This is a genomic window from Vibrio sp. Vb0937 (assembly GCF_033338855.1).
The window spans coordinates 69,141-91,977 of sequence record NZ_JAWOTK010000002.1; the positions used below are offsets into that span (position 1 = coordinate 69,141).

18 protein-coding genes are annotated in these 22,837 nt (G+C 41.8%); all 18 read left to right on the top strand.

Annotation, left to right across the window (positions count from 1 at the left end):
• Positions 1 to 12: 12 nt before the first annotated feature.
• The 18 genes from tssK (at position 13) to R7P67_RS03980 (ending at position 22,721) form a co-directional block, all read left to right on the top strand.
• Positions 13 to 1,338: a type VI secretion system baseplate subunit TssK gene (tssK, locus tag R7P67_RS03895; protein WP_080276943.1), complete on the top strand. Its 1,326-nt coding sequence runs from the start codon at positions 13 to 15 to the stop codon at positions 1,336 to 1,338.
• 11 nt (positions 1,339 to 1,349) lie between these two features.
• Positions 1,350 to 2,642, top strand: a complete 1,293-nt coding sequence (tssL, locus tag R7P67_RS03900) for a type VI secretion system protein TssL, long form (protein WP_005375939.1) — start codon at positions 1,350 to 1,352, stop codon at positions 2,640 to 2,642.
• 16 nt (positions 2,643 to 2,658) lie between these two features.
• On the top strand, positions 2,659 to 6,177 hold the full coding sequence (tssM, locus tag R7P67_RS03905; protein WP_262637963.1) for a type VI secretion system membrane subunit TssM: 3,519 nt from the start codon (positions 2,659 to 2,661) through the stop codon (positions 6,175 to 6,177).
• Complete coding sequence (tagF, locus tag R7P67_RS03910; protein ID WP_005387528.1) at positions 6,159 to 6,854, top strand: type VI secretion system-associated protein TagF; 696 nt, start codon at positions 6,159 to 6,161, stop codon at positions 6,852 to 6,854. Before tssM ends, tagF begins: the two co-directional genes overlap by 19 nt.
• Before the next feature lie 9 nt (positions 6,855 to 6,863).
• Entirely contained in the window at positions 6,864 to 7,658 is a 795-nt protein-coding gene (locus R7P67_RS03915) for a PP2C family protein-serine/threonine phosphatase (RefSeq protein ID WP_005375947.1), read from the top strand.
• Positions 7,651 to 8,766: a type VI secretion system protein TssA gene (gene tssA / locus R7P67_RS03920; RefSeq protein WP_054701384.1), complete on the top strand. Its 1,116-nt coding sequence runs from the start codon at positions 7,651 to 7,653 to the stop codon at positions 8,764 to 8,766. The genes R7P67_RS03915 and tssA overlap by 8 nt, the downstream gene beginning before the upstream one ends.
• 15 nt (positions 8,767 to 8,781) lie before the next feature.
• Positions 8,782 to 9,312 carry a type VI secretion system contractile sheath small subunit gene (gene tssB, locus R7P67_RS03925; protein ID WP_005375949.1) on the top strand — a complete coding sequence of 177 codons (531 nt, stop codon included), beginning with the start codon at positions 8,782 to 8,784 and terminating at the stop codon, positions 9,310 to 9,312.
• Positions 9,312 to 10,805, top strand: coding sequence for a type VI secretion system contractile sheath large subunit (tssC, locus tag R7P67_RS03930; protein WP_104980728.1), 1,494 nt, complete (start codon positions 9,312 to 9,314; stop codon positions 10,803 to 10,805). Before tssB ends, tssC (R7P67_RS03930) begins: the two co-directional genes overlap by 1 nt.
• 52 nt (positions 10,806 to 10,857) lie before the next feature.
• On the top strand, positions 10,858 to 12,369 hold the full coding sequence (gene tssC / locus R7P67_RS03935; protein WP_104980726.1) for a type VI secretion system contractile sheath large subunit: 1,512 nt from the start codon (positions 10,858 to 10,860) through the stop codon (positions 12,367 to 12,369).
• Between the two features lie 10 nt (positions 12,370 to 12,379).
• Positions 12,380 to 13,174, top strand: a complete 795-nt coding sequence (locus R7P67_RS03940; protein ID WP_005375952.1) for a type VI secretion system accessory protein TagJ — start codon at positions 12,380 to 12,382, stop codon at positions 13,172 to 13,174.
• Positions 13,175 to 13,181: 7 nt separating this feature from the next.
• Positions 13,182 to 13,646, top strand: coding sequence for a type VI secretion system baseplate subunit TssE (gene tssE, locus R7P67_RS03945; RefSeq protein WP_017635621.1), 465 nt, complete (start codon positions 13,182 to 13,184; stop codon positions 13,644 to 13,646).
• A complete protein-coding gene (tssF, locus tag R7P67_RS03950; protein WP_086047345.1) occupies positions 13,643 to 15,466 on the top strand; it encodes a type VI secretion system baseplate subunit TssF in 1,824 nt (607 codons plus the stop codon). Before tssE ends, tssF begins: the two co-directional genes overlap by 4 nt.
• A complete protein-coding gene (tssG, locus tag R7P67_RS03955; protein WP_005375963.1) occupies positions 15,463 to 16,428 on the top strand; it encodes a type VI secretion system baseplate subunit TssG in 966 nt (321 codons plus the stop codon). Before tssF ends, tssG begins: the two co-directional genes overlap by 4 nt.
• A gap of 10 nt (positions 16,429 to 16,438) precedes the next feature.
• Positions 16,439 to 19,006 (top strand): type VI secretion system ATPase TssH, encoded by a 2,568-nt coding sequence (gene tssH, locus R7P67_RS03960; RefSeq protein WP_017820212.1) that lies wholly within the window; start codon positions 16,439 to 16,441, stop codon positions 19,004 to 19,006.
• A gap of 208 nt (positions 19,007 to 19,214) precedes the next feature.
• The gene (locus tag R7P67_RS03965) at positions 19,215 to 19,694 is read left to right on the top strand and encodes an Hcp family type VI secretion system effector (RefSeq protein WP_005375967.1); all 480 of its coding nucleotides are present in this window, start codon (positions 19,215 to 19,217) and stop codon (positions 19,692 to 19,694) included.
• 49 nt (positions 19,695 to 19,743) lie between these two features.
• Entirely contained in the window at positions 19,744 to 21,579 is a 1,836-nt protein-coding gene (tssI, locus tag R7P67_RS03970) for a type VI secretion system tip protein TssI/VgrG (protein WP_318085884.1), read from the top strand.
• 11 nt (positions 21,580 to 21,590) lie between these two features.
• Positions 21,591 to 21,881 carry a PAAR domain-containing protein gene (locus R7P67_RS03975; RefSeq protein ID WP_005375969.1) on the top strand — a complete coding sequence of 97 codons (291 nt, stop codon included), beginning with the start codon at positions 21,591 to 21,593 and terminating at the stop codon, positions 21,879 to 21,881.
• Positions 21,882 to 22,721, top strand: coding sequence for an NAD/NADP transhydrogenase subunit beta (locus R7P67_RS03980; protein ID WP_262606013.1), 840 nt, complete (start codon positions 21,882 to 21,884; stop codon positions 22,719 to 22,721).
• The last annotated feature ends 116 nt before the right edge of the window (positions 22,722 to 22,837 follow it).

Below are 22,837 nucleotides of genomic sequence, written 5' to 3' on the forward strand. Positions count from 1 at the left end.
GGCTAATTATAAATGACGCAATACTCCAAGACGGCTTGGTGCGAAGGAATGTTTTTACGTCCCCAGCACTTCCAACAACAAGAACGCGCAACCTCTCAAGAATTCAAGGGCTTACATCAGTTAGGTGGGGCTTACAATTGGGGAGTTTGGAAATGTCGAGTAAAAAAACACGCGCTAAAAGATGGTCTTATTGAACTTGAGCATCTTGAAGCTGTTTTGCCAGATATGACGTTGGTTAATACGTTAATATCCAACGATTCAGTTTCGCCTCTACTTATTGATAAAAACACTGAAAATACGTTAGTAAAAATAACTCTCCCTCTTTCAAGTGTTACAGGTAAAAACGTTTCGGATGTAAGCGAATCGATCGTCTCTCGTTATGTACTTCAAGATATCGACGTGATAGATAACCTTACAGGACAAGATGAAGAAACCATCCAAGTTGCAGCCCTTAACCTAGAGTTGAAAGCGAGTAATGACAAATTAGCGGGTTATGTGGAGTTACCTATCTTAAGGATCAAAGAGGTAACTCCTGAAGGGGAAGTTATACTAGACGATGAGTACGTTCCTCCGCTTATCAACCTCCTTAGCGACAAAGTTATGTCAGCTTATCTACGTAACGTTATCGCGATGACAAAGATGCGTGCTGACGTTATTGCACAGCGCTTGATTAAGGGTAAATCTGCATCGGCATCTGCTGTTGATTTCATCATGCTCCAAATGCTGAACCGATATGAGGCGAAGTTAAAGCATTTCAGTGAGTTAGATAGGTTACATCCACTGGAATTAGCGACGACACTTAAAGGTTACATTGGTGAGTTAGCCACTTTTTCTAATAAAACTAAAAGAGTCCCAAGTTTGCTTGCGTATGATCACTTAGATGTATCAAGTGTCTATAGCGAGTTGAATCAGATACTCAGTCAGTACCTCAGTGTTGTCCTTGACCAAACTGCGACCAAACTTCCGTTGGAACCTCGCCAATACGGTATTCAAGTGACGCCGCTTCCAGATAAACGCTTGCTTGAGTCATGCCAATTTGTGCTAGCAATTAAAGCAGACACCACAACAGATGAAATAAGACGCCTGGTCCCAGCGCAACTCAAGTTTGGCCCGGCAGAACAGATTCGCGATCTAATTAATAATCAGATCAACGGTATAAACGTAGTGCCGTTGAGTGTCGTCCCGAGACAGATTCCTTACCAAACGGGCTATGTTTATTTCGAAGTTGTCAAGAAAGGGCCATTTTGGATGAGGCTAAAAGATAGTGGCGGTATTGCGCTTCACCTATCAGGGCATTTTCCGAATGCTGAACTTGAGCTTTGGAGTATTAATCAATAGGCGCGCTCTGTATGGAACAAACGATAGTAAAACCAACACCGGGTGGAAGAGCACCCGCATCGAAACCACAATCAGAAAAGTCTGTGGATAATACCGTAGTTATCTCAAAAAGTCCTGAATTGGTGAACAATGATTCAGTGGTCGCTTATGGGAATAACTCTCTACTAGCAGAGGCGAATGGCCTGTTATCTATTATCGGTCAAATTCGCTCGACAGCGACTCATTCCGATCCGTTGTTTCTAAAAGAGACATTGGCACAAAAGCTTAGAGATTATGAGAACCGATTACGTCAGCATGACGTTGATTTGGATACCATTGATACAGCTCGTTATTGTTTATGCTGTTCACTAGATGAAGTTGTCCTTAACACCAATTGGGGTGGGAATTCATTCTGGAGTCACGATTCATTACTTAGCTCCTTCTATGCTAGCAGTCAAGGTGGGGAAGCGTTCTTTAAGCATCTTGATAAGTGCATGGCGAAACCAGATGTGAACTTAGATTTGCTTGAACTAATGTATGTGTGCTTATCTCTCGGGTTTCTGGGTCAATACCGTTTAGAAAAAAATGGACTGGAATCGCACCGGAAATTGAGAAGACAGGTTATTGCTACTCTTAAGACTTATGGGAGAGGAGTCCCTCAGGAACTAAGCAATAGTATCGACCAACACATTTTGAATGGCTCAAAGGCTTCTGATAGAGCTCCTCTTTGGGTTGTATGTTCTGTAACGGCGGCACTATTGGTCTGCATATATATGTATTTTAGTTATGAGCTAAATAAGGCATCCAATCGCACCTTTTCTCAATTAGTCAATTTGATTCAACCGCAACAACTTAACCAAGATGCAACGTCAGAATCAAAATCAGCGCCAATTGCAGAAAAGATTTCAATGTATCTAGCAACTGAGATCGGTAAGGGGCTAATCAATGTTGAGCCGCTGCAAGACAGGGTAAGAATTTCGTTAAAGTCTCAAGATCTATTTGAATCAGGTAGTGCTGATGTTGTCGCTTACATCCAACCCGTTATTTCTAAGCTTGCGAGAACATTGGAGTCGACCCAAGGCAAGATCATTGTTACTGGTCACACCGACGATAGGCCTATTTTCACGAGTAAATATCCCTCGAACTGGCACCTATCATTAGCTCGAGCCACTGCTATGTCTGAACAACTGATCTCGAATAGTGCATTAGAAGGGCGAGTGATACCCGAGGGATTGGGGGATGCAAGACCATTAGTTGAAAACAGTAGTGATGAAAACCGAGCTATTAACCGCCGGATTGAAATCGACCTTCTTGTCGCGAATTAATAATAGGTAGATAGAGATGCGTATTAAAGAAATTGGCAGAATATTTACTCAAAGATGGTTTCTCGGTCTTATAGGTGTCGCTGCTTGTTCTATTTTCATTTGGGTTGTTGGTCCACTTATTGCGATAGCGGGATATGAGCCCCTAAAGAGTGACTTTCAACGGCTAGTCACTATTCTAGTGTTGGTGTTGCTTTGGGCGATATTTAACGTTACCAAGCAGCATAAGCAAAAGGTGAAAGAAGACGAAAGTATTCAAACGTTGCTTGAGGTTGATAGCCTATCAGATAAAGAAGCGGCAAGTGAAATTGACTTAATGCGCGAGCGTATTGAGCAAGCTGTCAAAGTAGTGACGAAAACACACAAAGGCAAGAGAAGCTTGTATGACTTACCGTGGTATGTGTTGATTGGCCCTCCTGGAACGGGGAAAACAACCGTATTAAAGCAGTCGGGGTTAGAGTTTCCATTAGGAGACAGCCTTGGCTCTGACTCTATTGCCGGTGTAGGTGGCACTCGCCACTGTGATTGGTGGTTTGCAAATAAAGCAGTTCTTATAGATACGGCTGGCCGGTATACGACACAAGACAGTCAAGAAAAGGTCGACTCTAAAGCGTGGCATGGTTTCTTAGGATTGTTGAAAAAGTATAGAACGCAAAGACCAATTAATGGTGCGATTGTTACGATAAGTTTAGCCAGCGTGATGTCTCAGACTCGAACCGAGCGAAGTCTTCATGCTCGAGCAATTAAGTCGAGACTTCAAGAACTGAAAAACCAGTTAGGCATGCAGTTTCCGATTTACGTATTGCTCACCAAAATGGATTTAGTTGCCGGTTTCAATGAGTTTTTTGCCGATTTAAGTAAGGAAGAGCGAGAGGAATTATTTGGTTTCATGTTCCCTCGTGAAGTGGATGATGAAAGAGGCGTTATTTCTCTATTCAACAAAGAATTTCATGGCATGTTGGAGCGCCTTGATGCCCGTATGCTTAGAATACTTGAAACAGAGGACGATTTAGATAAACGCGCGCTTATCTTTGAATTTCCAAAGCAATTAAGAGTGCTACAAGCTAATCTTGACGAGTTTTTAGCTGAAATTTTTGCACAAAACAGTTTTGAAGAGCCTGCCTTGATTCGTGGTGTGTTTATGTTGAGTTCGGTTCAAGAAGGCTTACCAGTCGATAAGCTGATGAATGAATCAACCAATGGACTTGGGTTAAATCGTTTAGCTCTAGCAAAGAGTCAGACTGGTTCTCATAGTTATTTCGTAAAGAATCTTTTTGACAAGGTTATTTTCAAAGAGCAACTGTTAGGAACAGTTAATCGTCACTATCAAAAGCAGTCAGGTTGGATGCGTCGAGGTGTTTACATTGGATGTACAACGCTACTGCTAGGAGCTTCTGCGCTTTGGTTTATGAGTTATAAGTGGAACTCACAGTTAATTGTCGATACCAATGAACAAGCGAGCCATATTGATGCAATGATTGGCGCTCAAAGTTTAGATTTTGAAGCGGATATTGTTTCAGCTGTAGAAACATTAGATAGGTTGATGACGCTTCCTCTCGGAAAGCAAAGCGACTACGGTGATGCCGACTCTGTAAAGAGGTTTGGTCTCTATCAAGGAGACAAAGTGTCTCAGGCGGCAAACAATGCATATTCTGATGCTTTGACCCAATATTACGCCCCTCTGCTTCTTGATAGCTTGGTGTCAGAAATGGAGAGCAATCAACAGCATCGTGAGTATTTGTACGAAACGTTAAAAACGTATTTGATGTTATTCAATCCAGACAAATATCAACAAGATGAAGTGTTGGCTTGGTTTAACTTTTATTTCGAACGTCAATATCCGGGTGAGCTAAACGCAGACTTAAGAAGACGTTTGCTACAGCACACTCAATATTTATTAGGCAACGATGGACAAGGCTTTACTTACAACACTGCTGCCGTGACGAGTGCTCGAGAAGTGTTGACTCAAATGTCTCTACCTGAACGTGCTTATCAGCGAATGAAAATACAATTTTCTAAGAGTCATGTACCTTCATTTCGCTTGACTGATGTATTGGGACCTAAAGGGCTTGAGCAGTTCGAGCGAGCTAGTGGAAAACCGCTATCACAAGGCATTTCGGGTTTCTACACGTACAATGGTTTTCATAGCATTTTTCAGATTCAGATCAACCGTACAGTAAAAAGCTTAATGGAAGAGAACTGGGTTTATGGTGACGATCTTAAGGCTCATGAAATTGATCAAGATAGTGCCATCCAAGGCGTTCAGTCTCGATACTATCAAGATTATGTTAATGAATGGAAAACGTTGATCGAAGATATTCAATTGAAGCAGGCTCCGAGCCTAGAACTTGCGACAGAGCAAGCGAGGATTTTATCTGGAGTTGAAAGACCAATCGAATCTTTGTTGAGAGCAATCCAAAAAGAGGTTGCTCTATCAAAAGTATCATTGTCAGAAAATCAAAAAGCCGCTTCTGAAGTTGCTGGTAAAGTTGCCAAAGTTAAGTTTTCAAATACGGCAGATAGACTAGACATGTATTTACCTGAAGAAAACGGTTTCAATGTTGCTCTGCCAGGTAAAGAAGTCGAATCGCATTTTTCAGAGATCTTACGCCTTGGTGAGCAAGACTTTGATGATATTCAACAAGCAATGGTTAACTTGCGTTCGTATTTAAGTGACTTATCAAGCTCTGGTAACAATCAGAAAATTGCCTACAAAAGTATTTTAGATGGAACCGTTACACAAGATGTCGCAGCTTCCTTTGCTCGTGCTAAAGAACTTTTGCCGAGACCATTTAATCAATGGCTAGGTGAGCTTTCTCAAGAGTCGGTTAAGTTTGCGGAGAGCGGTTCGAAGGATCATCTAAATCAACTTTGGGTAACACAAGTGGTCCGCCCTTATCAGCGGACTATTGCTGGCAGATATCCATTCGAGCCCAACGCGAGCAGAGAAGTTAGATTGAAAGACTTTAAGCGATTCTTTGGTTATGGAGGTACGCTTGACGCATTCTTCCAAGAATACCTCGAACCGTTTGTGGATACTTCGAAAAGTCGTTGGCGATTAGAAAAGGAAATTGGAGTTCGCCCAGAAACACTAATGGTCTTTCAAAGAGCGCAACGTATCAGGCAGTCTTTCTTTGAATCTGATAATTCCTTACGCGTAGAGTTTGGGATGAAGCCTGTTTATCTAGACCAGCACATTACTCGATTTGTCTTAGAGTTGGGTGGACAAGATTTGGTTTATAAGCATGGACCAGCAAGAGCTAAATCGTTGAGTTGGCCTGCCGGTCAAGATCAGACTCGAATTGTGTTCACACCACCTGAATCTAAACGCGAAATTGCGCATACCTATGAAGGTGAGTGGGGCATATTCAAGCTTTTGGATCAATCACTTAAAGCAAGGCCAGAATCGCGTAAAGACAATATAGTTATGATTGATTTAAAGGGAAATAAGGTGCAGCTAGAGCTTATTCCTTCTAGTGCCATTAATCCTTTTTGGTCAAATGAAATGGAGAGGTTCAGATGTCCACGAACCTTATAACATCAGGCTGGGGCTATATCGGTAAAATGCCCGCAAAAGGGGACTTTGTGAAAGATGGTTTATCACAAGATTTCTCGGAGCGTTGGCATGATTGGCAACAGGCGGTTATTGCAGTCAGCAGGGAACAACTGGGTGAAAGCTGGAATGAGCACTTTTTAACGGCTCCTGTGTGGCACTTTGCTTTGGATATTAGCTATTTAGAAGACTCAACCTACATTGGTAGCATGATTCCTAGTGTTGATGCATGCGGTAGATACTTTTTCTTTACTATAGCTCGTGCCGTAAAAGGTGAAGCTGCGCAATATTGGGGTGACAGAGCTTGGACAGAGGACAGTGCAGCTCTTGCTCTTTCGGTACTTGAGGACGACTTTGTCTTTGATGTTTGGCATAAGAGTACTCAAGAAAAAAATGACCTCGTTGCGAATGTAACAAGTGAAGTGAGGCCTCTAGAGTTTCTTTATCAAAGCCAAATATCTACAGTTTTTCATGATCACGGCAATACTGATCAAAATACGCTTTTGAATTACCTCATTAAAGAAAAATTGAGTAAACCATGTTTTTGGTGGACTGAAGGTTCAACGAAGGTTGAACCATGCATGTTCATTACTAGTGGATTTCCTTCAATTGGTCAGTTTTCAGCCATGCTTGATGGCGGCTGGAAAAAGTGGAATTGGTAGGATAGAAGAATGAATTGGAACTATTTTACCTTTGCTAAATCGCACGCAGGAAAAGTACGCCCTTATAACGAGGATGCTCTGTTGGATATGACAGAGCAGCATATTTGGGTGGTTGCCGATGGAATGGGTGGACACAGTGCTGGCGATATAGCAAGCCAGATGCTAGTGGATAGAGTCGCGCGCCACATGCAGGATGTCTCCAATACTAATATCGATGATATCCGAAGAGTGGTTCAAGAAGCGAACTTAGAAATTTACCAATACGCACAAAATCACTTAGACGGTAAAACGATGGGAACAACACTTGTTTTGTTGTTTATTCAGGATGGGTATTACCACTGCCTTTGGGTGGGGGATAGCCGAATTTACCAGCTTAGAAGTGGTAATTTTGTCCAAAAAACACGTGATCATAGTCAAGTCATGGACTTAGTGGATCAGGGCTTATTGGCATTTGAAGATGCCGAATCTCACCCTCTTGCAAATGTTATTACCAGAGCTGTTGGGGTCGACGAAAGTGTCACTATTGATCAAGTTTCAGGGCAGTTGGCTGACGGCGATCAGTTTCTACTCTGTAGCGATGGACTCTCTAAGGAACTTACGAGTGATGAAATTCATCGGACATTGTATGCAGACTCAGTCAACCAAGCTGGATTAGCGCTCATGCATTCGGCTTTGGTTCGGGGCGCAAGTGATAACGTAACTTGTGCTTTGATCAAAGTTCGCCAAGCGCAAACGGAGTGCGAAACAGTAACTAGAGAAGACGCGACAATACCTGTCTTTCTAAGAGGGAGAGCTTATGAGTAATGAAATGTTTGATTGGTATGAACAAGCGTTGGCTCCTATATCTCAAGAAAATCCTACAGGTGTTGATCCTAGAGAGGATGTATCACCACAGTCTGCTTACTATCGGTTGAAAGATCAGCGTATGGCCGCCCGCAACGCTGAACGTAATGCTCTTATAGAAGAAGAAAGTATCTATACCCACAGTAATTTATGGCGAGTATTTATTGAAGATGTCCCAGAAATACTCACGAATCAGTCTAAAGATTTGGAATTTGTTGCCTGGCTTATAGAAGCCCTAACTCGATTGTATGGTTTTCGTGGTATGGGCGTTGGCTACAAACTCGCAACCAGTTTAATTGAGAACTTTTGGGATGATCTGTACCCAATGCCTGATGAAGATGGTATTGAGACAAGAATATCGGCGATTATTGGCCTCAATGGTATCGATAGTGAAGGAACACTTATTTTTCCAATTGCTTGTATACCATTGACTGACTTAGGCGTGGAGCAAGCTTATGCCTATTGGGAATATCAGCAAGCTATAGAGCTTGAGCGCTTAGACGAAGATAAGCGCCGAAATCGAGTCGAGCTTGGGGCTGTTGAGTTATCTGAAATTATAACTACGGTTAAGTCGACTTCTGATACGTTTTATCAAGAATTAATCACGGATTTGGAGTTCGCTACAGAATCATTTAATGAATTCAGTCAGCGATTAGACGAAGCGGCCGGTGATGTGACTCCTAGCTCTTATATATCAAAAAGACTTGAATCAATACACTCGGCATTAAAGCACCTTCTAGGAGATCGTTTCAATCAACCACAAGCCGTGTTTGAAGAGCTAGAGGATCTTGATGAATCTTCTTCTGAACAACCGTTAAGTTCACAAAGTTGTGATGCATTATTAGCGACAAACATGAAATCACGAGAGCAGGCAATTAGACAATTGCAGCAAGTAGCTGATTTCTTCCGAGAGAGTGAACCTCACTCACCAGTTTCTTACTCCATCGAACAGATTATTCGTTGGTGTGGGATGCCTCTGCCGGAGTTACTGGCGGAACTTATCTCCGACGGGGATGCAAAGAAAAGCTACTTCCGTTTGGTTGGCATAGCAGAACAAAATGAAAATTAATAAAGGGAGAATGGTATGACGAGTATCCACTCGAAACTATCACGAGTACGGAAGCCTCGTGTCCACATTACCTATGATGTTGAAACTGAAGGTACGACTCTTAAGAAAGAACTGCCTTTTGTTGTAGGTGTAATGGGTGACTTCGCTGGTCAAAACACAGAAGCGTTGAAGCCATTAAAAGACCGCCGTTTTATTCAGATCGATCGAGATAACTTTGACGATGTACTCAAAAAAATGAATCCATCGGTGAAGTTTAAAGTTGCGAATAAGCTTGCGAATGACGATTCACAGTTTGAGGTCGATTTAAACTTTAAATCAATGCAAGACTTTGAGCCTGCTGCGATCGTAAATCAAGTTGATCCACTACGCCAATTGATGGAAACGCGTAATAAACTGCGTGATTTGATGACAAAAGTTGACCGCTCAGAAGAGCTTGAAAATATCCTAGAGGATGTTTTGAACAATACAGACAATCTGGCAAGACTTGCAGGCGAGTTAGATCTTGGCAAGAAAGCGAAGTCAGACAGTACTGAAGGAGCGGAATAATGACGACTGAAGCTGAAAAACAGTTAGATCCAACTGTTAATGAACAGACAATTTCATTCTTAGATCAAGCTATTGGTGCGACTAAGCAGACCGAAGCTTCTCGTGCTGAGGAGCTGATTAAAACGCTCGCTGAAGAAGCAATGAAAGGGACAGTTACTTGGAACAAAAACCTAACAGTAACTTTTCGTGAAGCGATTAATTTGCTCGATAGGCAGATTTCTGATCAGTTGTCTGAAGTAATGCATCACCCAGAATTACAGAAACTCGAAGGTTCTTGGCGCGGCTTAAATTATCTAGTGATGAATTCAGAGACCAGCTCTACTCTGAAAGTTCGCATGATGAGCATGACCAAGAAAGAGCTACATAAAGACTTGAGCAAAGCTGTTGAGTTTGATCAAAGCCAGATCTTTAAAAAGGTTTACGAGTCTGAGTTTGGTAGTGCTGGTGGTGAACCGTATGGTGCATTGATTGGAGACTATGAGTTTACCAACCACCCAGAAGATATTGAGTCGTTACGCCTAATGTCAAATGTAGCGGCTTCTGGCTTCTCTCCATTCTTGTCCGCAGCTTCACCAGCACTATTCGGCTTTGATGAGTGGACTGAGTTGTCAAAACCACGCGACCTAGATAAGGTATTTGAATCACTAGAATACGCCCAATGGCGTTCGTTCCGCGAGAGTGCCGATTCGCGCTTCGTTAGTCTGACGATGCCAAAAGTCCTTGCTCGTTTGCCATACGGACAAGCTACCGCTCCAGTCGAAGAGTTTGGGTTTGAAGAGTTCGAAGTAGATCCTGTTTCAGGTATTGCTGTTAACGCTGAACATAACGACTACTGTTGGATGAACTCTTCGTATGTTCTTGGTGTTAAGTTAACCGACGCATTTTCAAAATATGGATTTTGTACTGCCATCCGTGGTGCAGAAGGCGGCGGTCGAGTGGATAACTTGCCAACGCATTTCTTCATGAGTGATGATGGCGACCCTGATATGAAGTGCCCAACAGAGATTGGTATTACCGACAGACGTGAGGCGGAGCTTGGTAAGCTTGGTTTCTTACCGCTTTGTCACTACAAAAACACCAACTATGCAGTGTTCTTTGGTGCGCAAACCTGTCAAAAACCAGCGAACCATGAATCCCCTGAAGCAACGGCCAATGCGGCCATTTCTGCCCGCCTACCTTATATGATGGCAACATCTCGTTTTGCGCATTATTTGAAAGTAATGGCTCGAGATAAAATTGGTAGCTTTATGGAAGCAGAAGACGTTGAGTCTTGGCTGAACCGCTGGATCCTAGGTTACGTCAATGCTTCTGAAGGCGGTGGTCAAGAGATCAGAGCGAAATACCCTCTAGCAGACGCTCGTGTTCAGGTTAAGGAAATTCCTGGCGCACCTGGTTCTTACAATGCCGTAGCATGGCTGAAGCCTTGGTTACAAATGGAAGAACTGACCACATCTTTGCGACTTGTGGCAAAGATCCCTCAGTCAGGTGGATAAGAAATGAATTGGCTGGTCGAAAGGCCAGCCATGACCAATCTTTATGTTCTAGATGGAATTAGCAGTGTCACTTAACTTTCGCGACCCTAGCAAGCTAAAACATGAGTTCAGTACCGGAGGCTATGCTGAACTTGATAGCCCGTGGTTGACTCGATTCAATGAATCTTCTGATCTTGTAGCGTCAGCGCGAATTTGGCTAGAAGGTACACGTTCAAGAGATTTGGACAGCTTTCGTCATAGTGTGATGAACACAATTAACCGCATTGATGAGCTATTAGAATCTCAACTAAATGAAATATTACATCATCCTGAGTTTCAACAGCTCGAAAGGGGGTGGGTTGGAGTTAGGTATTTATGTGAACAGGTTGATTCTCGTTCATCGGACTCTGTAAAAGTTAAGGTTTTAACGGCGACATGGAATGAAATCAGTAAAGATGCTTTCAAAGCCATCGAGTTTGACCAATCAGCACTATTTAAGTTGCTCTATCAAAATGAATATGGCATGGCAGGGGGAGAACCCTTTGGTGTGGTGGTTGGAGATTATCAGCTTCGCTGTGATCCTAGTAAAAATTATTTTGATAGAGATCTGTCTGTGTTGAGTAAGATCTCTCAGTCTGCAGCTGCAGCATTCAGCCCATTTATCATGTCTGCATCGCCAGAGATGTTTGGTGTTGATAGTTTCGCTCAACTCTCTGCGATAAGAGATATAGCAGCCCAATTTGAACAGGAAGATTATGCAAAGTGGCGTAGTTTGAGAGATAACGATGACGCTAAATTTATTGGTTTGACTGCACCTAACGTCTTGTTCCGTCAGCCATACAAAAGTGATGGCTCGCGGAATGATAAATTCAATTTTCAAGAACACATCTACGACTCCAACCGAGATTTGCTATGGGGGAGTAGTGCGTACTGTTTTGCTGCCGTATCAATTAGAGCATTTCAGGAACATGGTTGGTTCACGCATATGCGAGGGATTAAACAAGGCGATTACAGTCAGGGCATTATCGTCGCTCCTACAAGGAGCAAGATGCGTGTTAACGGCAAGAATGATCGTGAAAGATGTCCGTTAAACTTGAAAATCTCTGAGAGAAAAGAACAAGAATTGTCTGAGTGCGGTTTTATTTCTATTTCTCCAATACCTGAGACTGATATGGTAGGGATGACCTCGAATGTATCTCTCTACAAGCCCAAACAATACGCAGAAAAGCATATTTCAACGAATGCAAAACTGACATCGATGTTGCAATACACATTGTGTGTATCGCGAGTCGCACATTATCTCAAGGTTATGGGGCGTGACAAAATTGGTGGGTATCAAGATGCAGAAAGCCTAGAGCGTGACTTTCAACGCTGGTTACATCAGTACACTACCGCATCAGATGAAGCGTCTGATGAGCTTCGAGCTAAATATCCCCTAAATGAAGCGAAAATTACAGTTCGAGAGAAAAGAGAAACTCCTGGACATTATTACTCAGTTATCCATTTGCGACCGCATTTTCAACTCGATCAAATGGTATCTAGCATTAAATTAATTACCGAATTATCACCAGAGCACATGGTGTAAGGAAATAACAATGACTCAATGGAAAAATGCTTTGTCCCAAGGCCTATTGCAACACGCTCTAGAGCAATTAACTGATGAAATTAAAGCAACACCTAAAGATGCGAGCTTGAGAAGTTCCTTCATTGAGCTTCTTTGCATTGATGGGGACTTCGAGCGTGCGGACGCTCAGCTCATGCAATCGATTAAATTGTTTCCTGAGTATCTGCCTGGTGCAAGTCAGCTACGACATTTAGTGAAAGCAGCTCAAGCTAGAAAGGATTTTATCAATGGTGCGGCTAGTGCCAAAGTAATAGGTGATGAGGAATTAACTAAAGAGCTTGTTCGATTTAATCTTGCTCTCGGAAATCAAGAGTACGAAGAAGCGTCACGTCTATCGCATCGCATTGAAGAGCATCGTACTATTAAAGGGTTTAACGTAAACGGCACAAACTACGAAGATGCTAGAGATATTGATGATCGTTTAGGTGGTTACATTGAACTGTTTTCTACAGCAGGTAACTATTTTCTTGTACCCATATCGAGCATCCATACGCTAGAAGTTAAAGCACCTACTTCATTGTTAGAGAGTATTTGGCGACCTGTCGAGTTTGATATCGATGGACTTGGTGAAGGCGAAGGCCATATGCCGTTGACATATGTTGACTCAGAGACCGATGCGCAAAAGTTAGGTCGAGAAACGGATTGGAAGCAGATTGGTGAGCAAGAATCTTTTGTTGGCTTGGGTCAAAAATGTTGGTTAGTCGGTGATTCAGCGCTTCCAATCTGTGATTTGACTACATTATTAGAACAGAAACAAATAGCGTAGAAATATCATGTCTTTAACCGTTTCTCTGCTCGACAAATTGATAGATAGTGATCCTCTCACTCGAGATGAGAAAGACTTCCCTGCAAGCCAGCAACAGATGTTGAGCAGCTTACTTAGAGATCTAGAGTCGATGCTGAATAGTCGTATTGGATGGAAAAACATTCCTGATGATCTTTTAGAGGTTCGTTATTCAATATTGAATTATGGGCTGCCAGATTTTTCCTCAATGCCCTATAGCAGCCAAGAAGGGCAGAATCAGCTTTGCGACATCGTTCATGATGCAATTAAAGAGTTTGAGCCGAGGTTAAGGAACCCTCATGTCCAGATTTCAGACGAGAAAAACGCTATTGATAGGGTATTGAGGTTACAGATAAATGCCACTTGCTTAATTGATAACAGTATTCATGAAGTGCGATTCAATTCTGAAGTAGAGCCGGTAAATTTAGGTATGAAACTGAGTAGAGCAAAATGAGTGAAGAGTTTCTCAAGTACTATAATCGCGAGTTAGCTTATTTGCGTCACAAAGGGCAAGAATTTGGGGAGCAGTATCCTAAGATTGCTGCGAGACTTCGTATTAGTGAGGAACAGGTTGACGATCCGCACGTAGAAAGATTGTTAGAAGGCTGCGCATTTCTAACAGCAAGGATTAGACAAAGCTTAGACAATAGTTACCCTCAATTTACAGAGTCTTTGATGGGACAGTTATATCCTGATTTTCACGCCCCAATCCCGTCAATGTCAGTCATTAAAATGAGCTGTTCTAACTCCACTTCCTCTTATTTTGATGTAGAAGAAGGCGAGCGAGTTGTTATCGGTGCTCCTGGATATCATGAGTGCGAGTTTAGAACTTGTTATCCGGTCAGAATGTATCCTGTTGATGTGACCTCTGGCGTTTTTAAAAATGCGCCTTTCAAGCCAGTTGGCTCACGATGGGAAAGCAATGCTCATTCAGTTTTGAAAGTACAGCTCACGGCTCAAGATGAAGAGACTCCTCTTGGTGAAATGGGGGCAGAACGGCTGCGCTTCTATTTAAACGGTCAATCTCAATTGACTTTTAAGCTCTACCAAATGCTGTTTCAAAACCTAATTGGTTTATCTGTTGTTGTGGATGGCAAAGAAGTTCGTCCTTTAACCAAAAGGCATCTTTCTGAAGTGGGATTTTCAGAAGATGAGAAAGTTGTGCCATACAGTAAAAGAAGCTTTTCAGGAGCAAGATTACTTGTTGAGTATTTGCACTTTCCTGAGAAGTTTATGTTCTTTGATATCACCGAACTTGGATTATCTGAGCTAGATCTTGGAGAGCAATTCGAACTGTATTTTTACTTTGATACCAACGATGACTGGCTTCCAAAGCAAGTGGACGAAGAAAGCTTAATGGTAGGTTGTGTGCCTGTAATCAACTTATTTAAAAGTATTATGGAGCCTAAGCGTATTCTACCAACTGAATACGATTACCACTTGTCTCCGCAATACCAAGAAGCTGAAAGTAATGAGGTTGTCTCAATTTCTGACGTAACGTTGAGAAATTGGAACAAAACGTACCACAATTTGCCATGTTATCACGCTGGTGAGCACACGCATTATACGAACACTAGTGAGATTTATTGGTTGATGAGACGTGAGGATAAGAACTGGGCTGGTGGGTATGATGAGCCAGGTAGAGAAACTTACATTTCTTTTGTTGATAAAAAACATCAATTGTTCAGCCCGGATAGCCGGGAAAACTGGTTAATGTACGTGGAAGCTGAGTGCTGTAACCGCAACTTAGCGCAGAAACTTCCATTTGGAGGTGGGCTGCCGCAAGTATCTTTACCGGAGGTAAATGACAATTTCGAATCTGTTCGTTGTTTAGTCTCTTTATCAGAAACTATTCGGCCAGAAATGGATGAAAGCACACGATGGCAGTTAACTAAGCTTTTAACTTTAAACCATTTTACCGAGGAAGATGGTTTAGCAACTTTGAAGCAGACCCTTAATCTCTATGCATTTTCTGGGACAGCAGAAACGAAAGCGGTAATCGATGCTTTAACTAAGTTAGAGTTTGAGCCTACTACAGGAAGAATTAGTCAGAAAGGCAAAGTTGGATTTGCGCACGGTATAAAAGTTATTTTGACGGTTTCTGATCAAATTTTACCTAAAGAGCAGATCTTTCTCTTAGGTAGTGTTTTATCTGTTTACTTCTCGCAATATGCTGAAATTAACATTTTTACGCAGTTAGAAATAAGACTTAAGTCCACGGGAAAGTTTTTCCACCTATGGCCCGCATTAACTGGCGATAAGGTGTTGCTATGAGCGCGGAACAATTTTATCGAGAATTAAAGCAACATCCATTGTTTGAAGCGATTCATCTTATTGAACACGAAGTTCTGCAAGCAGAGGCGCAAATAGGAACAGATGCGTTACCGAAGCATGAAAAGCTAAACTTAAAGGTTAATCCATCATTAGGTTTTGAAAATGCTCAGCTTTGTGAACTGAAAAATATAGATGACAGCAAGTTAGAGATTGAGACCAATTTAATAGGCCTAACGGGTGAGCAAGGTGTGCTTCCCCAGCACTATAGTGAATTAGCTTTACATCGCCAAAAAGAAGGCGATACGGCTATGGTGGACTTCTACGATATTTTCAATCATCGCTTATTATCTCTTTATTATCGATGTTGGCAACTGAGTCAGCTGACTGTTCAGTCTCGTGCGCATGCGCAGGGCGCGCGTTCGCCGTTAGAAAGCTGTAAATCGGCATTAACTGGGAAAGGGAGTTCACTGTCCCGGCACTATGGTGGTGTGTTTGCTTCACCAGTGAGAAGTAAAGGTGGACTGAAAAGTATTCTTGAATGTTTATCTGGATGCCAAGTAAAAGTTCATGAATTTCAAGGACAATGGTTACACCTTACGAAAGAAGAGCAAACACGCCTTGCATCCCGAACTATGCCTGAAGGGCAGTTTGCTCAACTTGGTTTAGGAGCGTCTTTGGGTTCGAAAGCATGGAACATCAACGCGGGGACAACAATAGAATTTCTGCCAAAAGATAAACAGCTAGTTAGTAAATTGCTTCCTAACCAACCCAATATAGCAATCATTAAGAACGCTGCTTATGAGTTGATTGGAAAACATAAACAACTGAAGTGGCAGCTCACCACCAAACATAGTTTGCTACCACAAGCTTGTTTATCGAAACAGCAGGGGCAGTTAGGTATTGGTTCTGTGCTTAAAAAACACGAACGTACAAAAGATCGAACTATAACAATTACTATTTAAAGGAAATGTAATGGCTTCACTCTCACTTTCAGCGTTGGTCGAAAGATTGTCTCCTCAGGCTAAGGAAACACTTGAACAGGCAGCTGCGATGGCAAGCTCCCGAACTCATCACAGTATTGAAATGTCTCACTGGTTAATGATGATTATCCGCCATCCTGACGATATTTACTCTGAAGTTTTTGACGAATTTGATGTCGATAAAATCAAGGTTGAAACCGATATTCAAAAGGCATTAGAAAAATACAAAACAGGATGCCAGTCGGTGCCTGGGCTATCAGCTCATACGGTGACTGTTATGCAAAATGCCTTGTTGTCTGCAACCATTGAATTCAATCAAGAACAGTTGGGGTGCATCCATCTTTTATTTGCCTACTTGTCTGATGATACGTTAGTCAACATGGCTGGTTCGATTAGTCCTGAACTAAACAAGATAGAACCATCTCGCTTATTGAACTTTAAAGAAAGTAATGCGCCTCAATCAAGATCGAATGACTTAGCGCAGTCAAACGCGAATTCCGCCTTGAATCAATTTACAACAGACCTTACTGAGCAAGCTAGGGAAGGTAAAATAGATCCGGTGATTGGTAGAGATAATGAAATTCGCCTAATGATCGATATTTTATTAAGACGCCGACAAAACAACCCGATTCTTACGGGAGAAGCTGGTGTTGGAAAAACAGCCGTTGTTGAAGGTTTGGCGCAAAAGATCATTGATGGCGATGTACCTCCCGCTCTGCAAAATGTGGCAATTAAGTCTCTGGATTTGGCGTTACTGCAAGCCGGCGCAGGCATGAAAGGTGAGTTTGAAAACAGGCTTAAGAACCTTGTTAAGGAAGTAAACGACGCTCCACAGCCTATTATATTGTTCATTGATGAAGCTCATGGCCTAATTGGCGGTGGTGGGCAAGCGGGCCAAGGTGATGCGGCGAATATTCTGAAGCCAGCATTAGCGAGAGGTGAACTCAGAACGATCGCAGCAACAACGTGGGCAGAGTATAAAAAGTATTTTGAAAAAGATGCAGCTTTAACTAGGCGTTTTCAAGTCGTAAAGGTTGATGAGCCTGCCCCTGAACTCGCGATCGAAATGTTACGAGGCTTACTTGATGTAATGGCACAACACCACGATGTTCATATCACTAACCAAGCTCTCAATGCAGCGGTCCAACTGTCAGCTCGATACATTAATGGTCGTCAACTGCCAGATAAAGCGGTTTCTGTTTTGGATACGGCCTGTTCTCGAGTTGCGTTAAGTCAGTCATCTACACCGGGAGGCCTAGATGCGAAAAGAAACAAACTTAAAGCAAAGCAAGCTGAGTATGAGCATCTTAGCCAAGAGAGTCGGCTAGGAGCATCTCTTGATGTGCAGCTGCAAGGTGTCCGAAAAGAGATTGATGCGCTATCTAATGACATTATTGAATTAGAAGTACTTTGGGAAAAAGAAAAAGAATGGGTAAATGAAGCTAAGTCACTTAGAACCCAAATAATCCAGGAGGGTTCTGAAACTGCTAGAGACAAGTTACAAGAGCTTGAAAATAACCTTTCCGCTAACTCACAGCCCTTAGTTTTTTCGCATGTAAATGAAGCGCTAATCGCAGAAGTTATTTCGGATTGGACCGGTATACCGCTAGGTAAACTTCAGGATGATGAAATCCAAGCAGTATTGGGTTTGAAAGAAAGTTTGTGTAAGCGAGTTGTCGGGCAGGATCACGCTTTAGAGCTCATGTCTGAAGTGATAAAAACCGCGAGTGCGCAGCTCACGGATGAGACACGACCAAATGGTGTATTTCTCCTAACCGGACCAAGCGGAGTGGGTAAAACCGAATCGGCTTTGGCGATTGCAGAGAAAGTCTATGGTAGTGAAGAAAATGTCACGACTATCAATATGTCGGAATTTAAGGAAGAGCATAAAGTCTCATTGCTATTAGGTTCTCCTCCTGGTTATGTCGGTTATGGAGAAGGAGGTGTACTGACTGAAGCTGTTAGACGTAAACCTTATAGTGTAATTCTCCTCGATGAAATGGAAAAAGCGCACCCTGGTGTTCAAGATATTTTTTATCAGGTGTTTGATAAAGGCTCAATTAAAGACGGTGAAGGTCGAGATATAGACTTTAAAAACACTATTATTATTATGACCGCGAACACAGGGACCGAAACGACGATGTCTTTGTATTCTGATCCTGATTTATCTCCTGAGCCGTCAGCACTAAAAGATGCTTTACGCGATGATTTGTTGGTCGACTTTAAACCTGCATTTTTAGGGCGTGTGAACGTATTACCTTATTTGCCTCTATCAAGAAAAGTATTGATAGAAATAACAAAATTAAAGTTGGATAAAATTACGACTCGTATTCGTAAGCACTATAACGCTGACCTGTTTTTTGATGAGGAACTAATTAATGATATTGTAGACAATAGCAATGAGTCTGGCAGTGGTGCGCGTGTGGTACAAACAACCATAGAAAATACATTGCTTCCGAAGATTTCTCATGAAATATTGCATGCAATTCTTAATGATAAGACGTTTGATGAAATTATTGTTAAAGGTACAACTAGTGGACTTGATGTCTCAATAGTTTAACATCCTTTACACTCTCAATAATAATTGGGAGTTGGTTCATATTAACTATTATTTTTTATAAAAAACGCTTAAATTAAATCTTATTTAAAGATATAACAGGGCGTATTTAAAATGAAGTTTTTGATACATTAATCACTAATTATCACCAAACGTCAGATAATTAAATTACTACGATATATGTCAATTAATAATGCTATAGGAGATTAGCATGCAGTCTAATACGTATCTTAAATACGCAGATATTAAGGGTGAGGCAACAGCCGAGCAATACAAAGATTTGATTACACTACTATCTGTAGATTGGAGTGTAGGTCGTGAGATCTCATCATACACTGGTACAGCGATGGACCGTGAAGCGAGCGCTACTCGTCTATATGATTTGACTATCACTAAACTTCAAGACCGTTCTTCTCCTGACTTATTTAAAGAAGCGACGATTGGTAAAGGTAAACCAGCGGTTTTCCATATTACTAAGCAGGGTGAGAAGGTTGAAGAGATCATGAAGATCGAACTGACTGATGCGATGATTTCTAACTACTCAGTTTCTATCCAAGACGATCGTCCAGTTGAAACTATCACAATTTCTTACACAGAAATGATGATGACAGTGACTCCTACTGACGATAAGAACAACACTTCTGCTCCATTGGTATACGGCTACAGCGGTGTTAAAGGTCAACAAATGTAATTTTCATGCGGGGGAGTATTCCTCCGCATTTTTTTGAAAGAAGTATTTAATGAAAAGAGCAACTCAAGATAACAATTTCATCCGAATTTCTTCCCCATTCGGTAAAGATGCCATCATACTAAACTCGTTTGAGTATAAAGAAGAGATCTCAGAACTTTTTTCATTGCGTGCTAAAGCTTACTTTAATGATCAACGAAGTGAGTTAAACGAAATTATTGGTAAGGAAGTTACCATTACCCTTGAAAATAATGAGGATGTTTCTTCAAATCCTCGTTATATGCATGGTTACGTTTCTGCTGCAAGATTAGAAGGGAAAAGGGTTTCTAATACACATAAAGGCGAAAATTATAAAAACATAGAATTATTAATAGAGCCTAAATTACGTTTCGCTGAATATCGAAAAAATTGCAGAATATTTCAGCATAAAGATATAAAGGAAATTATCTCTGAAGTACTATCGGAGCATAGTGTTGCCTTTAGTTTTGAGCTAACCAAGTCCTATCCTAAATACACGTACAAAGTACAATATGAAGAATCAGATCTTGAATTTGTTCGACGTCTGTTATCGGAAGAGGGGCTATCATTTTGTTTTACACATACTAAGTCTGCCCATACGCTCAATATTTTTGATGACATCAGTTTTTATAAGCCGGGTACTGAGTTTTTAGTCGATTTTGATACAGGTACGGCGAAATCTAGCCACATTTCTTCTTGGCATGAAACGCAAATTCTGACTACTAAAGCGAGTCAAAAGTCAGGCTATAACATGCTCAAGCCTTCTTCGAATCCTAAAAATACTGCAAAGGGTGAAAGTGATTTTTTTACAGTACCTGGAAGCGAGTATTTTGAATACATGGGTGAAATGGAGAGCAATGATCAATACGCACTGAGAAACACGCGTGCAATAGAAGCACTACAGCAAAATGCATATTTGTGTCGTGGCGAGGCTACGTGCAGAACATTCAGTGTGGGCAAGTGCTTCAAGTTTAAAAAGCATGAAGATAAATCTCGAGTCGGCAAAGAATATGTACTGTCTTCTGTTTTTTTGTCTGCTGCTGTTTATAACCAGACTGGTCAAGGTGGGACCGGTGCGCAAGGTGTCAAAGTCTCGTTTAGTTGTGTTGACTCAAAGACAATCCTGCGTCCTTCAGTTAACTACCCGAAACCTCAGATGAAAGGTTTGCAAACCGCAGTAGTTACGGGGAACAAAGATGGTGAAATTTACATAGACAAACATGGCCGTATCAAAGTTCAGTTTCACTGGGACCGTGTTGGTAAATACGATGTAAATAGTTCATGTTGGATTCGTGTTGCGCAAAATATCGCAGGTAACGGATGGGGGGCGGTGTTTCACCCTAGAGTCGGACAAGAGGTCATCGTCGAGTTTGTCAACGGAGACCCTGATCAACCAATCGTTACGGGGTCACTATATAACGGTAGTCAACTCCCTCCTTACGCTTTACCAGAGCAAAGTTCTCAGAGTGGTTATAAATCACGCTCTGTACAAAAAGGTACATCCAATTTTAATGAGTTGCGCTTCGATGATAAGCCTGGTGAAGAGCACATTTATCTTCATGCTGAAAAACTGTTCCAAATGCTAGTTGAAGACTGTGTTGATATCGCCGTTGAAAACAGTAAAACCGAAAAAGTGACCAATGATGTTAATCAAGAGGTTGGTCAGAACGCGAGCTTGAAAGTAGGTAAAAACTTTTCGAATGAAACGGGTGAAGTACTGTCTTTTAATGCAGGAAAGAGCGTCGAGATCAAAGTAGGTGGTGCTTCTATTCAGATGTCTAGCTCTGGAGAAATCAATATCAAAGGTAATAAAATATCCATTAACGGCTCAGCTATTGCTCTTAAAGCTGGGCAAATTTCATTGAACTAAGGTGATTTAAAGTGGGTAAACCAGCCGCAATTTTGGGCAGCTTTCATCTTTGCCCTAAAAAAACAGGAAAGATACCGCATGTCGGTGGTCCCGTCGTTGTTGGTTCACCAAACGTAACGATTGGCGGGATACCTGCGGCAAGACAAGGCGACAAGCTTATTTGTATCGGTCCTCCGGATAGTATCTCAGCAGGTTCTTCTAGCGTAACAATCAACGGTAAACCAGCCGCGAGAGTCGGCGATTCAACGTCTCATGGTGGCAAAATTCTATCTGGTATGCCTACGGTTTTAATCGGAGGCTAGATGCCACTCGCATTTCAAACGCATCTTCTATCCTTTAATGGCCGTTCACACACCGTTCGCGAGATAGCTGATGATTCTTTTAGATTGTCCGAGGAAATCCGACCCCCTGACTTTGCTCAATCAATAGATGAGCATATATTAAGCCTCGTGCGCTCTGAGCGCGAGAGTCTTGAGCAAGCTGATATCAAGGGGAATCTCTGTGTTCTTTTACCATCTTCGGTGGACAAAAGTTTGCTTAAAGCATTGATAAGCGAGCTTTCTATTTTCGTTGACCAAACTGTCAATACTGAAATTTACTTTTATCCTTATGGCCAAGCTGCATTTTTGATGGCACTAAATCGGATAAATCGTGAAGTTAATGAAACGCAAGCGACTTGGATACTGGCTATAGAGGTTACGAGTGATGTAGAAGGGCATGTCAAACCTCAAAGCTCTATCATTTTAACCAAGTGTTTTTTTCGACATTCAGGTCTTGTGCCTGATGTTGTTCGAATTGATTTAGATGCCAAACAACAACGCATCGCCGTGGACAAGGTGTTTAAGCAATTAGGAGTAAGTTGTGAACATCCACTCAGTCAATTGTATTTATCCGTTAATAAGGAAGAACCGCAATGGTTAAACTCAATGCAATTCTTGTCTCCGTGGGTGACCGAGCAAACTCAGTATCAATTTGTTGATATCAAACTTGGCGGATTGGGTGCATGTGGCGGCGTTTTAAAAGCGTTAGTGATTGATGAGCTTCAAAGAAGCAGCCCCTGCCCAGACTTTCACGTGTTGCAAGCGGACATCGAGTCAGATGGCTATGCAGTAGGAGTAATATACAATTGGCGTAGTGAATAGGTCTGGCTATTGCTTTTCCTTCTAGTAGTAGTTGAGGTTTTAGTGATGCAAATGTTATGGGGGATTGACTCGAAACTGGCCCTTTAATGATGTTTGGACAATGACTAGGCGCAGCT